Here is a 13,770-nt window from a genome sequence, read left to right on the forward strand (position 1 = left end):
CCAAAAGCATGAAACCCACTCAGCCCAACCCAAAAAGGTCAAACCAAACCAAGCTTCTTAATACTTCCAGAAAACCCGATGCAATTTTCAATCAACTATCGCCGAGATCCCGAAGGAACCCCGCAACGTCCACCGATTTGGTGTATGGGGAACGATATAGAAGGCTTGGAGCCTTCTGTCAACCGCAACCTTTAGCCAATCGTCTTCCGTTCGCCGTTCAGCAGCGCCAACCGGCGGCGTGGTCGGGCTTATAAGGGGGCCTGCGGGGGTCGTCAAACCCCTTTTTCACTTTTCCGCATCCGGCATGAAGAACCCGCCCCGCCGGCCGGCGGGGCGGGTACAGGCTCAGCTGTCCGCCTGGATGTTGTTGTCGCGGATCACCTTGCCCCACTTGGCGATCTCGCTCTGAAGGAAACGGGCGCAGGCATCCGGCGTGCTGGCCGTAACATCCGCGCCCTGCTCCTCGATCTTCTGGCGGACCACCGGGTCGGCCAGGGCCTTCGCCAGCGCGTCGTACATCTTGTCCACGATGGGCTGCGGCGTGCCGGCACGGCCGAGCAGCGCCCACCAGGTCGGCGCCTCGAAATCCCCCGCCCCCTGTTGGGCGAAGCTCTTCACCCCTTCCACGTGGCGGCTCTCGCCCCGGGTGGTCACGCCCACCGGCCGCAGCGTCCCGGCGCGGATATGCTGCTTGATCACCACGACATTCGACATGAACAGCGGCACATGGCCCGCCACCGCGTCCTGCGTGGCGGGGCCACCGCCGCGATAGGGCACATGCACCAGCTTGTAGCCGCCCTGCTGCTGCAGCAGGGTCGTCGCCACATGGGCCAGGCCGCCGACGCCGCTGGTGGCGAAGTTCAGCGTCTCGGGCGCCTTCTTGGCCGCCTCCACGATGTCCTTGTAGCTGCGGTAGGGGGTAGTCTGGTGCGCCACCAGCGCCAGCGGCCCGGTGCCCACCAGGCTGACCGGGGTGAAGGCCTCCATCGTCTTGAAGGGGAGGCGCATCACGCTCTCATTGGTGGCCTGGGTGTCGTACACCAGCACCCAGGTGTAGCCGTCCGGCTCGGCCCGCGCCGCCTCGCCCGCGCCGATCGCCCCCGAGGCGCCGCCGCGGTTCTCGATCACCACCGGCTTGCCCAGGATCTCCTGCAGCTTCGGCTGGAAGATGCGGCCCACCGTGTCGGTGCTGCCACCCGGCGGCCAGGGCACGATCAGCCGGATCGGCCGGTCGGGCCAGGATGTCTGGGCGCGCGACACGGTGGGGCTGGCCAGCCCTCCGGCGGCCAAGCCACCGGCCGTCGCGGCCACCATCAGGCCACGGCGTTGAATCAGCATTGTTGAACGTCCTCTCTCCGCATGGCCTCCCCGCCCACTCTCCCGGGGGCGGTGAAGGCAAGGCCGCGAAAGGGGCGGGCCTCCGCATCCGGAACATCGCGGTCCCTGGGCGGCGGCGGCCTTCCCCTTCCTTCCTTACGGGGATGAGAGCATTCCGCGGGCCGTTCCATCAAGCATGGTTTGGTAGCCCCCCGGGTTCGTGCCTGAAGCTGTCGATGATGTGCCGGGCCAGCGCCCGGGTGCCGGGGCTCTCGGAACGCTGGGCCAGGGCGATCTCGAACTCGGGCAGCGGCGGCAATCCCTCCTCCGGGCCCAGCACGCGCAGGCCGGGCGGCAGCGGCCCGGCCAGCCCCACCGTGATGGCGAGCCCTGCCAGCACCACCGCATGCGTGCCCATCTGCGCGCTGGAGAGATAGGTGACGCGCCAGGGCAGCCCGGCCGCGTCCAGCGCCGCCGTGGCCGCCCGGCGCCAGACGCAGGAGGGCGGGGCCAGCGAGAGCCGCAGCGGCGTCTGCCGGTGCACCGCATGGGCGGCCGAGCCCACCCAGTGCAGCGGCCCGCGCCACAGCGGCACCCCGGCCTGGCCGCGCTCATTGCCGGCCGAATAGAGGGTGAGGTCCAGCTCGCCCCGATCCATCCGCTCCAGCAATTCCGTGGAGGGGGCGCAGATCACCTCCAGCTCGGCCGCCGGGTGGCTTTCCGCGAATCGGGCCAGGATGTCCGGCAGCCAGAGCAGCACATAATCGTCCGGGGTGCCCAGCCGCACCGCGCCGGCGATGTCGGTGGCGCGGAAATTGGCCAGCATCTCGTCATGCATGGTCAGCCAGGGGCGCGCGCGCTCCAGAAGCCAGGCGCCGTGCGGCGTCAGCGAGAAGCCGCGCGGGCCGCGCACCAGCAGGGGCTGGCCCAGCATCTCCTCCAGGCGGCGCATCTGCATCGAGACCGCCGATTGCGTCCGCCCGACGCGCTGGGCGGCGCGGGTGACGCTGTCCCCCTCGGCGATCAGCACGAAGGAGCGGAGCAGGTCGGGGTCCAGTCCGGGCGGCAGGGCAAGCATGGTGCCATATCAGCGCCGCTGATGCCTTGCGTCAAAACAATTCGTTTTCCTTATTACGGATGCGCATGCATCGTGCCGGGGTGATGAACCTCTCGGTGCATGAAAGGCCCCGAACCATGTCCGCCCAGCTCGGCTCCGGCTTCCATTCTTCCCCGGTCCTGCGTTCCGCGCCGCGCGCCACGCATCCGCGCGGCTGGCTGGAGGCGCTGCGCCTGATCCTGCGCGTCATCCGCACCCGGCAGGATCTGGCGGGGATGGAGCCGCGCATGCTGCGCGACATCGGCCTGACTCCCGGCCAGGCCCGGCACGAGGCGCAGCGCGCCCCCTGGGACATCGGTCCGCACCGGGGCTGAAGGCGGCACGGCGGGAGAGGACCCGGGGAACGGCGCCCCCGCCCTTCCCCGCCTCAGGCGGCGCGGCGCAGCTCCGGCTCGGCGCGCAGCAGGGCGGCCGCCCAGCGCGATCCCTCAGCCAGCAGCGCGTCGATCTGGCGCGGCGTCAGCGTCTCGACATGCTCGCGCGCGGTGGTGGCGGCAGGGTCCCAGCCCTGCATGACGGGCGGCAGCGCCATCACCCGGCCGGTCATGTCCACGGCGCGGCGGGCGGTGCGCAGCACGCGCGCGGCGGCGTCCAGCCGCATGCGCTCGGCCAGGCCGCCCTCGGCCAGCTCCGCCAGCGCGTCCATCGTGGCGCGGCGGCGCACGGCCAGCGGCATTTCCATCGTCTCAACAGCCATGGTGGGAATCTCCGGATGCTAGTCCCCGCTTCTTCTGGAAAGGGCGAGGCATGAGCCCGCGGAGATGGTCCTGGCGGCCTTCCGGGGCAAGAAAAAACAAAGGCTTTGCCCCTCGCTCGCCGCATGGGGCCATGCATGGGGCGCGGCCATGCCCAGGCTCGCGGCAGCGTGTGCCGACTTCGCAGGCAGCGGCCTCGTGCGGAACGCGTGACACGCCTGCCGGTTTCGCACTTCACGAACGGAAGCCGCGCAGGCATTGAGCCTGCCATGCCGAACCAACGCATCTCCCTCCCCAAGGACCGAATCCGCATCCTGCTGCTGGAAGGCGTGGCGGACAGCGCTATCGCGCTGCTCGGGGCCGCCGGCTACACCAACATCCAGCGCGAGTCGAAGGCGCTGGAGGGGGAGGCGCTGAAGGCGGCGCTGCAGGGGGTGCACCTGCTGGGCATCCGCTCCCGCACCCAGCTCACCGCCGAGGTGCTGGAGGCGGCGGACCGGCTGATCGCGGTGGGATGCTTCTGCATCGGCACCAACCAGGTGGACCTGGCCACCGCCAAGCGCCTCGGCATCCCGGTGTTCAACGCGCCCTTCAGCAACACCCGCTCGGTGGCCGAGCTGGTGATGGGCGAGATCGTCATGCTGCTGCGCCGCATCCCGGACCGCTCCCGCTCGGCGCATGACGGCGGCTGGGACAAGTCCGCCACCCATTCGCGCGAGGTGCGCGGCAAGACGCTCGGCATCGTCGGCTACGGCAACATCGGCAGCCAGCTCTCGGTGCTGGCCGAGGCCTTCGGCATGCGCGTCATCTACTACGACACCGTCCCGAAGCTGGGCCACGGCAACGCGGTGGCCGCCGCCAGCCTGCGCGACCTGCTGGCCGCCGCCGACGTGGTCAGCCTGCACGTGCCCGAGACCGCGGAGACCACCGGGCTGATCGGCGCGGCGGAGCTGGCGGCGATGCGGCCGGGCGCCATCCTCATCAACAACGCCCGCGGCCGCGTGGTGGATCTCGACGCCGTGGCCGTGGCGCTGCGCGAGGGCCACCTGCTCGGCGCCGCCGCCGACGTCTTCCCCGAGGAGCCGAAGCGCAATGGCGAGCGCTTCGTCTCGCCGCTCCAGGGCCTGCCGAACGTCATCCTCACCCCGCATATCGGTGGCAGCACGGAGGAGGCGCAGGAGCGCATCGGCGAGGAGACGGCGCGCAAGCTGTCCGACTACTCCGACTCGGGCGCGACGCTCGGCGCGGTGAACTTCCCCGAGGTGACGCTGCCCGCCCGCCCGAGCGGCACCCGCTACATGCATGTGCACCGCAATGTGCCCGGCATGCTGGCGGCGCTGAACGAGGTGTTCAGCCGCTTCAGCCTGAACATCAGCGCCCAGTACCTGCAGACCGACCCCGAGATCGGCTACGTGGTGGTGGACGCCGACCAGGTGGCCGACCCTGAGGGCGTGCTGGCCGCGCTGCGGCAGATCCCCGGCACGCTGCGCGCCCGCCTGCTCTACGAGCGGAGCTGAAGCGGGCGGGAGGGGCCCGCCCCCTCCCCCTTCATCCCTGGCGCCCGCCTCCGCTCACCCTTTTCTTCGCCTGTTTCCTTCTTTCCCGGCTGCCTGCCGCCGGGCCTGCCCCGCTCTCCGCATTGCTGCCCCGCTCCGGCCTGCGGCAGCCCCACGCAACCCAATGCTGGGCTGGGCCGTTCTTCCCGTGAGCCGTCACACACACGGCCGGAAGCGCCATCTGGCCCTTCCGAAGAGAAGAAAGGCAGGAAAGCCATGGACAAGAACCGCATCGAAGGCGCCGCCAAGCAGGCCAAGGGCGCCGTGAAGGAAGCTGTCGGCAAGGTCACTGGCGACCACTCGACCCAGGCCGAGGGCAAGGCCGACAAGACCGAGGGCAAGGCGCAGGGCGCCGTCGGCAACGCCAAGGACGCCGTGCGGGACACCTTCCGCTCGTAAGGCCCGCTTGTGGCGGGCCGCTCCCGACGAGGGGCCCGCGACAGGCTGCGAACAACAGGCTGACCGGACGCTGCAGGCCGCGGCATCCGGTTTCCGTCTGCGCCGGATCCCGCTGGAGCCCTGAGGGCCGGCGGCCGGCGTGATGGCGGGGCGGCACCGGCCATGGACACCCACGATCATGAATACCAGAACCGCTGCCGGCGCCTATGCCGGCCCTGATGCGACCGCGGCCGTGCAGGGCTCGCCGCGTCTGCCCACCCGCATCTCCTGGGGTGCCGTGCTGGCTGGCGCGGTGATCGCGCTGGCAGTGGGCGCCATGCTGAACATCCTCGGCGCCGCCATCGGCGCCAATCTCGTCGACGCGGCGGAACGCGCGACGCCGGACGCCTCGACGCTCGGCATCGGCGGCGGCATCTGGCTGCTGGTCTCGCACCTGATCGGCCTGGGGCTCGGCGCCTACGCGGCCGCGCGGCTTTCCGGCACGGCCGACGGCACCGATGGCAGCCTGCACGGCCTGGCCATGTGGGCCACCAGCACGCTGGTCTCCGCCTTCCTGCTGGGCAGCGTCGTCAGCGGCGCGGTGAGCACCGCCACCACCGGCCTCTCCAGCATGCTGGGCGGCCTGGCGCAGGGTGCCGGCAACGTCACCGCCATGGTGGGCAACGAGGCCGCCGACCGCACGGATACCGGCACCATCCAGTCCGTCACGCAGTCGGCGATCGAGCGCGCGCAGAACGCCCTCACCGCCAGCAATGCCGACCCTGCCGCGATGAACAGCGACCAGCGCAAGGCCGAGATCGGCCGCCTGGTGGGCCGCCGCGTCACCGACGGCCAGCTCGCGCAGCCCGAGCAGGATCGCCTGGCCGCCCTGGTGGCCGCCGAGGCCGGCATCAGCCAGGACGAGGCCCGCACGCGCATCCAGCAGACCGAGCAGGAAGCGCAGCAGGCCCTGCAGCGCACCGAGGAGCAGGCCCGCCAGGCCGCCGACACCGCCGCCACCGCGGCTGCCACCGCGGCGTACTGGGCCTTCGCCGCGCTTCTGCTGGGTGCCATTGTCTCGCTGCTGGGTGCCCGCGCCGGCACCCGCGCCGTGGTGGCCCGCGCGGCTTCCTTTCGCTGAACCGACCCCCTGAGAAGGAGAACAAGCACGATGAACACCGATCGCCTTGAGGGCAGCGCCCAGAACCTGGCCGGCAAGGCGCAGGAAGGCTTCGGCAACCTGACCGGCGATGAGGGCCACCAGGCCGAGGGCATGAGCCGCCAGGCCGCCGGCCGCGTGCAGGAGGTCTATGGCGAGGCCCGCGACTACGCCCAGCATGCCGGCGAGCGCGTGGTGCGTCAGGTGGAGCAGCAGCCGGTGACGGCGCTGCTGGTGGCCGGCGCCATCGGCTTCGTGCTGGGGCTGATGACGGCGCGCCGCTGAAGCCGCCTGGAAGGCGCGGGGAAGCCATTCCCCGCGCCTTCCTTCCTTTGCCGGTTTGCGGGCGCGCCTCTGGCGACGCCCGCTTTTTTTTCAGTCCGCCTCGTTCCGCAGCGCGGTGCGGGCGGCGTGCAGGCGGGCCAGCCCCTCAGCGTCGAGCCGGGGATAGTGCGGGTCGATCGCCTCCAGCGCCTCCACCACGGCCTCCACCACCAGCAGGCGGGTCAGCCACTTCCGGTCGGCCGGCACCACGTACCAGGGGGCGTGCGGCGCGGCTGTGGCGCGGATGGCGGCCTCGTAGGCCTGCTGGTAGGCATCCCAGTGCCGCCGCTCGGCGACGTCGCTCGCATCCAGCTTCCAGTTCTTCTCCGGCCGGTCGATGCGCGAGAGGAAGCGCTCGCGCTGCTCCTCCCGGCTGAGATGCAGGAAGAACTTCAGCACGACGACGCCCTGGCGGGCCAGGTAGCGCTCGAAGGCGGCGATGTCCTCCAGCCGCTCATCCCAGATGCGCGGCGTCACCACCTCCTCGGGCAGGCCCTGCCGGGCCAGCACCGCGGGATGGACGCGGGCGATCAGCACCTCCTCGTACCAGGAGCGGTTGTGGATGCCGATCTGCCCCCGCGCCGGCAGCCGCGCCACGTGGCGGCGCAGGAAATCCTGCGACAGCTCCTCCGGCCCCGGCGCCTTGAAGGAGTGCACCGTGCAGCCCTGCGGGTTCACGCCGGAGAAGACGTGCTTGATGGCGCCGTCCTTCCCCGCCGCGTCCATCGCCTGGAAGATGACGAACAGCGCGTGCCGGTCCTGCGCCGCCAGCCGGTCCTGCAGCTCGGCGAGGCGCTTGGTGCCCTCGCGCAGCAGCCTCTCGGCGGCCTCGCGCGGCAGGTCCTCCACCGCGCCGCGGGTGGAGAAATCGGCCAGGCGGAAGCCCTTCCCCATCTCCACACGGCACGCCGCCGCCTGGGCACGGGCGATCTCGCGGGGCATGGCATCGTTCTCCTGGATGGCGGCGGGTCTGGCGGGGGGTCTGGGGAGGCGGGTCTGGGGGAAAGCCTCAGGGCCGGGCGGGCAGCACCACGATGGTCACGCTGCGCGCCTCGCGGTTGGCGGTGCGCTGGCTGAAGCCGGGGTTGCGCGCCTCGGCGCGGATGCGGTCCCGCTCGACGCCGTGGCCGACCGAGAGCATCTCCGCCACCTCCCGCGCCCGGCGGGCGGCGAGCTGGGTGCTGGTGGCCTGGCCGCCCTCGCGGATGGCATGGCCCAGCACGCAGATGTTGCGCTCCGGCGCCGCCTTGGCCAGGGCGGCGGCGGCGGCCACGGGGGTGCGCGCCGCCTCCGGCGGGCGGGCGCTGCGCGCGGTGAAGGGCACCTCGAAGACGTCGTCCTCCAGCTTCTCGGCGCCGACGCAGTTGAAGGCGGCGCGGGGCTGCGCCAGGGCGGAGCCCGCCAGCAGGGGCGCGAGCGCCAGGGCCACCAGGGCGGCGGGCAGGAGCAGGGTCATGTCGGCGCCAGCAGCCCGGCCTCGGCCAGGCGCCGCAGCAGCGCGGCGGCATCCACGGCGGGGTGGGCGCCGCGCAGCTCGGCCTCGGTGCCGTCGGGGCGGGCGAGCAGCCAGTTGGCGGCCTCGGCCTCGGGCTGCGCCAGGGGCAGCGCGCCATTGGGGGTCTTGAGCACCCATTCCGTGCCGCGCCGCACCGCCTTGGCGCCGGGGGCGACCACGCGGAAGGCCGCGCCCTCCCTGCCGCCCGCCGCCTCCGGGGCGGCGGGGGCGGCGATGCCGCGCGCCGCCAGCAGGTCGTTGCCGCCGCGGGCATAGCGGTAGTCGGCCACGAATTTCGTCAGCACTTCCATCACCTTGGGATCCCGCGTCAGCTCCGAGAGGCGCTGCCCGAGCTGCGCCGCACGGCTGGTCAACGCGAAGCGCGCGGCAGCGGTTCCATCCTGGCGCGGCAGGGGCTGGCGGAAAGGCGTCTCGTAGAGCACGCGCTCCACCAGGATGTTCATCAGGTCCATCCCGAGCGGCGCGTGCACCCCGTAGGCCACATGCACCGAGGCGGGGGCCTCGGCCAGGGCGTCGTGGTACCAGCCGCGCGGCAGGTAGAGCAGGTCGCCGGTCTTCAGCGTCACCTGCCCGCGCAGCCGGCCCTTGGCCTGCTCGTGATGCGCCTGGCCCAGGCTGCGGAACACCGGGTGCGGGATCGGCCACTCGGCGCGGCCCTCCCAGATGTTCCAGGTCTTCTCGCCCTCCACCTGCACGGCCCAGACGTCATGCGTGTCGAAATGCGCGGGGAAGGCCTTGTGGCTCTGCCAGGAGATGTAGACGTTCGCCTGCGCCTTGCCGAGCCCGGCGCCTTCCAGCGCCTCGGAGACGGCGGTGAGGCCGGGGGTCAGGCTGTCGGCGTCGTTCATCACCAGCGAGGCGCCGCGCTTCACCCATTGCTGCACCAGCGCCGCGTTGGGCTGCTGCACGGCGGCGTTGTCGCGGCTGGTGGCGCGGGTGCAGTACTGCTCCGGCGGCACCGGGGTTCCGTCCATCACCAGCTTCAGCGACTGGCTGGACCAGATATGCGTCTGGTCGAGCAGCCGGTTGATCTGGCGCCAGGAGAGCACGGGGGCGAACTTCGCGGCGCCGCCCTGCACGTGCAGCGGCTGCTTGTCGTAATACTCCGCGAAGAACTGCTCCGGCGTGACGGGGGCGAGGAGGTCGGCGAGCGTGCGGATCATGGCCGCCACGATAGCCCTGGAGCGGCCCGGCGGTCACGGGGGAGAGTTCAATCGCCGCGCGCAACCTCCGCCGAAAATTTATGCAAATTGCATCGCATTGCGGCACCGGGTGGCTTGAACCGGGCCTGACCCTGGCCGATCCTCTGAAGCATCCGACTCAAAAGGAGCCCAGCATGCCGGATGGCCAGAGCCGCGAGAGCGGCGCCCGCGCGGAGTTGTTGCGCGCCGCGGAGGAGGCCCTGCGGCAGCAGGCGCCCGCCCTGCCGCCGGCCGCCGCGGCGCTGCTGCACCGCCTGGCCGAGGCGCTGCCCACCGCCGAGCTGGCGGCCGAGCCGCCGGAGCGCATCGCCGCCGCCACCGCCAGCCTCTACGCCTTCGCCGCCGAGCGGAAGCCGGGCACGGCCAAGGTGCGGCTGCTGCCCCCTGGCCCCGGCCGCGGCGCCGTGGCGGTGGCCGAGATCGTCACCGAGGACATGCCCTTCCTGGTGGACAGCGTGCTGGCGGCCCTGGCCCTCTCCGGCCGCACCCCGCGCCGGCTGCTGCACCCGGTGCTGCGCGTGGCGCGCGACGCCGCCGGCAGGCTGGAAGGCTTCGCCGAGGGCGGCGCGGCCGAGAGCATGATGCATGTCGAAATCGCCCCCGCCACGGCGCGGCTGCTCGGCGGCGGTGGCGAGGCGCCGGACGAGGGCTGGGAGACCACCGAGGCGGCGCTGCGCCGGGCGCTCACCGAGACGCGCCTCGCCGTGGCCGACTTCCCCGCCGTGCTGCAGCGCCTGCGCGCGGCCGAGGCCGAGATCGCCCGCGAGGATTCGGCCGAGGCCGCCGCCGGCCAGGCCTTCCTGCGCTGGATGGCGGAGGACAATTTCGTCTTCCTCGGCCACCGGCTGATCCGCTTCGGCGCGGCGGGGGCGGGCGACAGCGCCGAGGACCATCTCGGCCTGCTGCGCGACGAGGGCCTGCCGGTGTTCGACGCGCTGCGCGACCTCGGCGCCATTCCCGCCGCGGTGCGCGCCTCGCTGCGCGACGGCGCGCCGCTGGCCATCGCCAAGGCCAACATGCGCGCCCGCGTCCACCGCCCGCAGCACGCCGACGTGGTGGCGACGCGGGTGTTCGGCGCCGATGGCGCGGTGGTCGGCGTGCGGCTGTTCCTCGGCCTGTTCGCCGCCTCCGCCTACAACCGCAACCCGCGCAGCATCCCCTGGCTCTCGGCCAAGGTGGAGCGCATCCTGGACCGCGCCGGCGTCAACCCGGAGAGCCATGACGGCCGCGCGCTGCGCAACATCCTCGACACCTGGCCGCGCGACGAGCTGTTCCAGGCCGACGAGGACTCCATCCTGGAGGGGGCGCGGCGGGCGCTCGACCTGTTCATCCGCCCCCGCCCCGCCCTCTATCTGCGGCGCGACCCGTTCGAGCGCTTCGTCTCCGCCATCGCCTGGCTGCCGCGCGACACCTTCGACACGCGGCTGCGCGAGAAGGTGGGCGCCATGCTGGCGCGCGCCTTCGGCGGCCGCCTCTCCGCCTTCCACATCGCGCTGGGCGACACGCCGCTGGCGCGGGTGCACTACATCGTCGGCACCGTGCCGGGGCACGTCTCCAGCGTCGAGGATGCGGCGCTGGAGGCGGCGGTCGCCCAGGCCGCCCGCTCCTTCACCGACCGGCTGGGCGAGGCGCTGACCGCCGAGCTGGGCGAGGCGCGCGCCGCCGAGGCGCTCTCCCGCTGGGCCGACGCCTTCCCCGATTCCTATGCTGAGACCGTCTCCGCCACCACGGCGGTGGCCGACCTGATCGAGGCCGAGGCGGCGCTGGCCGCCGGCCCCCCGGCCGCGCGCATCGAGCGCCTGCCCGGCGCCGGGCCGCGCGCGCTGACGCTGCGGCTGATCCACCCCGGCGGCCCGCTGCCGCTGGCCGATGCGCTGCCGCTGTTCGAGAGCCTCGACCTGCGCGCCATCGAGGAGCAGCCCTTCCACCTGCGGGACAACGGGGCGCTGCGGGCGGTGCTGCACGTCTTCACCCTGGAGGCCGGCACCGACCTGGAGGAGGCGCGCTTCCCCGCCCTGCTGGAGGCGCTGGAGGCGCTCCAGTCCGGCCGGGTGGAGGTGGACGGCTTCAACCGGCTGGTGGCGCGGGCCGGCCTCGCCTGGCGCGAGGCCTGGCTGCTGCGCGCCCTTTTCCGCTGGCTGAAGCAGGTGGGCTTCGCCTTCGCCCAAGGGTCGGTGGAGACGGCGCTGGCCGCCGAGCCACGCGCCGCGCGGCTGCTGGTGGACCTGTTCAACGCCCGCTTCGACCCCGCCCGCGCCGCCACCGGCGAGGCCGCCGGGCGCGCCCTGGAAGCCGAGTGGGCGGCGCTGATGGAAGGCATGGAGGATCCGGACACGGACCGCATCCTCGCCCGCCTGCGCACCGCGCTGGATGCCGTGCTGCGCACCAACTACTTCCAGCGCAAGCCCTACCTCTCGCTCAAGATCGACAGCGCGCGGGCGGGCGACATGCCGCTGCCCCGCCCCTGGCGCGAGATCTTCGTCCATGCCGCGCACATGGAGGGCTGCCACCTGCGCGCCGGCCCGGTTGCGCGCGGCGGCATCCGCTGGAGCGACCGGCGCGAGGATTTCCGCACCGAGATCCTCGGGCTGATGAAGGCGCAGCGGCTGAAGAACGTCGTCATCGTGCCGACCGGCGCCAAGGGCGGCTTCGTGCTGAAGGGCCATGTGCCCCCGGCCGCGGACCGCGAGGCCTTCATGGCCACCGGCATCGCCGCCTACCGCACGCTGATCCGCGGCATGCTGGACATCACCGACAACCTCCAGGGCGAGACGGTGGTGCCGCCGGCCGATGTCGTCCGCCGCGACGGGGACGACCCCTACATCGTCGCCGCCGCCGACAAGGGCACGGCCACCTTCAGCGATATCGCCAACGGCCTGGCGCAGGAATACGGCTTCTGGCTGGACGACGCCTTCGCCTCCGGCGGCAGCCAGGGCTACGACCACAAGGCGATGGGCATCACCGCCAAGGGCGCCTGGGTGATGATCGCCCGCCACTTCGCCGAGCTGGGCCGGGACATCCAGCGCGAGCCCTTCAGCATGGTGGGCGTCGGCGACATGTCGGGCGACGTGTTCGGCAACGGGCTGCTGGTCTCGCGCCAGACCCGGCTGCTGGCGGCCTTCGACCACCGCCACATCTTCATCGACCCCGAGCCCGACGCGGCGCGCGCCTATGAGGAGCGCGCGCGGCTCTTCGCCCTGCCCCGCTCCTCCTGGGCCGATTACGACGTGCGGCTGGTGAGCGAGGGCGGCGGCGTCTATCCGCGCAATGCCCGCTTCATCCCGCTCTCGGAGCAGGCCCGCGCCCTGCTCGGCATCGAGGCGGAGAAGCCGGACCCGGCGACGGTGATGAAGGCCATCCTGCGGGCGAAGGTGGATCTGCTCTACTTCGGCGGCATCGGCACCTACATCAAAGCCTCCACCGAGAGCCAGGCCGAGGCGGGGGACCGCGCCAACGACGCCATCCGCATCGACGGGCGCGAGGTGGGCGCGCGCATCATCGGCGAGGGCGCCAATCTCGGCGTGACGCAGGCGGGCCGCATCGAGGCGGCGCGGCTCGGCGCCGATGGCCAGGGCGTACGGATGAACACCGACGCGCTGGACAACTCCGCCGGCGTCTCCACCTCCGACCACGAGGTGAACATCAAGATCCTGCTGGCCGACGCCCGGGCCAGCGGCGCGCTGACCGAGCGCCAGCGCGACGCGCTGCTGCGCGCCATGACCGACGAGGTGGCCGCGCTCGTGCTGCGCGACAACGCGCAGCAATCGCTGGCCGTCTCGCTGGAGGCCGAGGCGGGGGCGGAGGCGCTGCCCGCCCATGCAGCGCTGATGGCGCGGCTGGAGGCCACCGGCCTGCTCGACCGTGCCGTGGCCGGGCTGCCTGATGCCGCCGGCATGGCCGACCGCATCGCCGCCCAGGTGCCGCTGACCCGGCCGGAGCTTTCCGCCCTGCTGCCCTTCGCCAAGCTGTGGCTGGCCGAGGCGATCGAGCACAGCGGCCTGCCGGACGACCCGGCGCTGGCGCCGCTGCTGGAGGGCTACTTCCCCACGGCGCTGCAGCGGGACTACGCCCCCTACATCGCCCGGCACCGGCTGCGGCGGGAGCTGCTGGCCACCATCCTGGCCAATGAGGTGGCCAACCGGCTCGGCCCGGCCGGGCTGGCGCGGCTGGCCGCCGGCAGCGAGCCCGCCGCCGCCGCCCGCGCCACCATCCTGGCCGACCGCCTGCTGGGCCTGGCCGGTGCCATGGACGCGGCCGACACCGCCGCCGCCCCGGCCGAGGCGCGCCACGCGGCGATGCTGGCGCTGCGCCAGTTGCTGGCCGCCACGGCGCGGGAGCTGCTCTCCATGCCGGAGACGGCGCTGCCGCTGGAGGAAGCCCTGTCGAAGCTCAGCCCCGGCATCGGCGCGCTGGTGGCCGCCGAGGCGGCGCAGGACCCGCCCGGCGCGCTGGCCGAGGCGGGGCTGCCCGGCTACAGGGCGCGCCTCGTCGCCGCCGCGCTCACCG

Annotated in this window: 12 protein-coding genes; 6 read left to right on the top strand and 6 right to left on the bottom strand. The window is 72.8% G+C overall.

Annotated features, from left to right (window positions below):
• Nucleotides 1–345: 345 nt before the first annotated feature.
• Both ACFOY6_RS22295 and ACFOY6_RS22300 read right to left on the bottom strand, forming a co-directional pair.
• Nucleotides 346–1,338, bottom strand: a complete 993-nt coding sequence (locus ACFOY6_RS22295; protein WP_181378194.1) for a tripartite tricarboxylate transporter substrate-binding protein — start codon at nucleotides 1,336–1,338, stop codon at nucleotides 346–348.
• A gap of 169 nt (nucleotides 1,339–1,507) precedes the next feature.
• Complete coding sequence (locus ACFOY6_RS22300; RefSeq protein ID WP_109517884.1) at nucleotides 1,508–2,395, bottom strand: LysR substrate-binding domain-containing protein; 888 nt, start codon at nucleotides 2,393–2,395, stop codon at nucleotides 1,508–1,510.
• Between the two features lie 116 nt (nucleotides 2,396–2,511).
• On the opposite strand from ACFOY6_RS22300, the gene ACFOY6_RS22305 reads away from it, so the two are divergent.
• On the top strand, nucleotides 2,512–2,748 hold the full coding sequence (locus ACFOY6_RS22305) for a DUF1127 domain-containing protein (protein WP_379652275.1): 237 nt from the start codon (nucleotides 2,512–2,514) through the stop codon (nucleotides 2,746–2,748).
• 53 nt (nucleotides 2,749–2,801) lie between these two features.
• On the opposite strand, the gene ACFOY6_RS22310 is transcribed toward ACFOY6_RS22305, so the two are convergent.
• The gene (locus tag ACFOY6_RS22310; RefSeq protein WP_245906472.1) at nucleotides 2,802–3,131 is read right to left on the bottom strand and encodes a hypothetical protein; all 330 of its coding nucleotides are present in this window, start codon (nucleotides 3,129–3,131) and stop codon (nucleotides 2,802–2,804) included.
• Nucleotides 3,132–3,398: 267 nt separating this feature from the next.
• Between ACFOY6_RS22310 and serA the strand changes: the two genes are divergently transcribed.
• From serA to ACFOY6_RS22330, 4 genes are all read left to right on the top strand, one after another.
• Nucleotides 3,399–4,646, top strand: coding sequence for a phosphoglycerate dehydrogenase (serA, locus tag ACFOY6_RS22315; RefSeq protein WP_379652276.1), 1,248 nt, complete (start codon nucleotides 3,399–3,401; stop codon nucleotides 4,644–4,646).
• 255 nt (nucleotides 4,647–4,901) lie between these two features.
• The gene (locus ACFOY6_RS22320) at nucleotides 4,902–5,084 is read left to right on the top strand and encodes a CsbD family protein (protein ID WP_379631324.1); all 183 of its coding nucleotides are present in this window, start codon (nucleotides 4,902–4,904) and stop codon (nucleotides 5,082–5,084) included.
• A gap of 178 nt (nucleotides 5,085–5,262) precedes the next feature.
• Nucleotides 5,263–6,204: a hypothetical protein gene (locus ACFOY6_RS22325; protein WP_245906474.1), complete on the top strand. Its 942-nt coding sequence runs from the start codon at nucleotides 5,263–5,265 to the stop codon at nucleotides 6,202–6,204.
• Between the two features lie 30 nt (nucleotides 6,205–6,234).
• Complete coding sequence (locus ACFOY6_RS22330; protein ID WP_109517888.1) at nucleotides 6,235–6,507, top strand: CsbD family protein; 273 nt, start codon at nucleotides 6,235–6,237, stop codon at nucleotides 6,505–6,507.
• Nucleotides 6,508–6,597: 90 nt separating this feature from the next.
• Here ACFOY6_RS22330 and ACFOY6_RS22335 read toward each other — a convergent pair whose 3' ends face one another.
• The 3 genes from ACFOY6_RS22335 to ACFOY6_RS22345 form a co-directional block, all read right to left on the bottom strand.
• The gene (locus tag ACFOY6_RS22335; protein ID WP_379652277.1) at nucleotides 6,598–7,488 is read right to left on the bottom strand and encodes a PPK2 family polyphosphate kinase; all 891 of its coding nucleotides are present in this window, start codon (nucleotides 7,486–7,488) and stop codon (nucleotides 6,598–6,600) included.
• A 67-nt stretch (nucleotides 7,489–7,555) separates the two neighbouring features.
• On the bottom strand, nucleotides 7,556–8,002 hold the full coding sequence (locus ACFOY6_RS22340) for an OmpA family protein (RefSeq protein ID WP_379652278.1): 447 nt from the start codon (nucleotides 8,000–8,002) through the stop codon (nucleotides 7,556–7,558).
• Entirely contained in the window at nucleotides 7,999–9,225 is a 1,227-nt protein-coding gene (locus tag ACFOY6_RS22345) for a cupin domain-containing protein (RefSeq protein ID WP_379652279.1), read from the bottom strand. The genes ACFOY6_RS22340 and ACFOY6_RS22345 overlap by 4 nt, the downstream gene beginning before the upstream one ends.
• A gap of 173 nt (nucleotides 9,226–9,398) precedes the next feature.
• On the opposite strand from ACFOY6_RS22345, the gene ACFOY6_RS22350 reads away from it, so the two are divergent.
• Nucleotides 9,399–13,770 (top strand): NAD-glutamate dehydrogenase (locus ACFOY6_RS22350; RefSeq protein WP_379652280.1); only part of this gene is annotated, 4,372 nt, incomplete at its 3' end.

Source organism: Teichococcus aestuarii (assembly GCF_042651065.1).
Lineage (GTDB): Bacteria > Pseudomonadota > Alphaproteobacteria > Acetobacterales > Acetobacteraceae > Pseudoroseomonas > Pseudoroseomonas aestuarii.

Excerpts from the sequence above, each read along its gene's own strand:
- ACFOY6_RS22330 (WP_109517888.1), top strand. The coding sequence starts at position 6,235 with ATGAACACCGATCGCCTTGAGGGCAGCGCCCAGAACCTGGCCGGCAAG.
- ACFOY6_RS22345 (WP_379652279.1), bottom strand. The coding sequence starts at position 9,225 with ATGATCCGCACGCTCGCCGACCTCCTCGCCCCCGTCACGCCGGAGCAG.
- serA (WP_379652276.1), top strand. The coding sequence starts at position 3,399 with ATGCCGAACCAACGCATCTCCCTCCCCAAGGACCGAATCCGCATCCTG.
- ACFOY6_RS22320 (WP_379631324.1), top strand. The coding sequence starts at position 4,902 with ATGGACAAGAACCGCATCGAAGGCGCCGCCAAGCAGGCCAAGGGCGCC.
- ACFOY6_RS22300 (WP_109517884.1), bottom strand. The coding sequence starts at position 2,395 with ATGCTTGCCCTGCCGCCCGGACTGGACCCCGACCTGCTCCGCTCCTTC.
- ACFOY6_RS22305 (WP_379652275.1), top strand. The coding sequence starts at position 2,512 with ATGTCCGCCCAGCTCGGCTCCGGCTTCCATTCTTCCCCGGTCCTGCGT.
- ACFOY6_RS22335 (WP_379652277.1), bottom strand. The coding sequence starts at position 7,488 with ATGCCCCGCGAGATCGCCCGTGCCCAGGCGGCGGCGTGCCGTGTGGAG.
- ACFOY6_RS22295 (WP_181378194.1), bottom strand. The coding sequence starts at position 1,338 with ATGCTGATTCAACGCCGTGGCCTGATGGTGGCCGCGACGGCCGGTGGC.
- ACFOY6_RS22310 (WP_245906472.1), bottom strand. The coding sequence starts at position 3,131 with ATGGCTGTTGAGACGATGGAAATGCCGCTGGCCGTGCGCCGCCGCGCC.
- ACFOY6_RS22325 (WP_245906474.1), top strand. The coding sequence starts at position 5,263 with ATGAATACCAGAACCGCTGCCGGCGCCTATGCCGGCCCTGATGCGACC.
- ACFOY6_RS22340 (WP_379652278.1), bottom strand. The coding sequence starts at position 8,002 with ATGACCCTGCTCCTGCCCGCCGCCCTGGTGGCCCTGGCGCTCGCGCCC.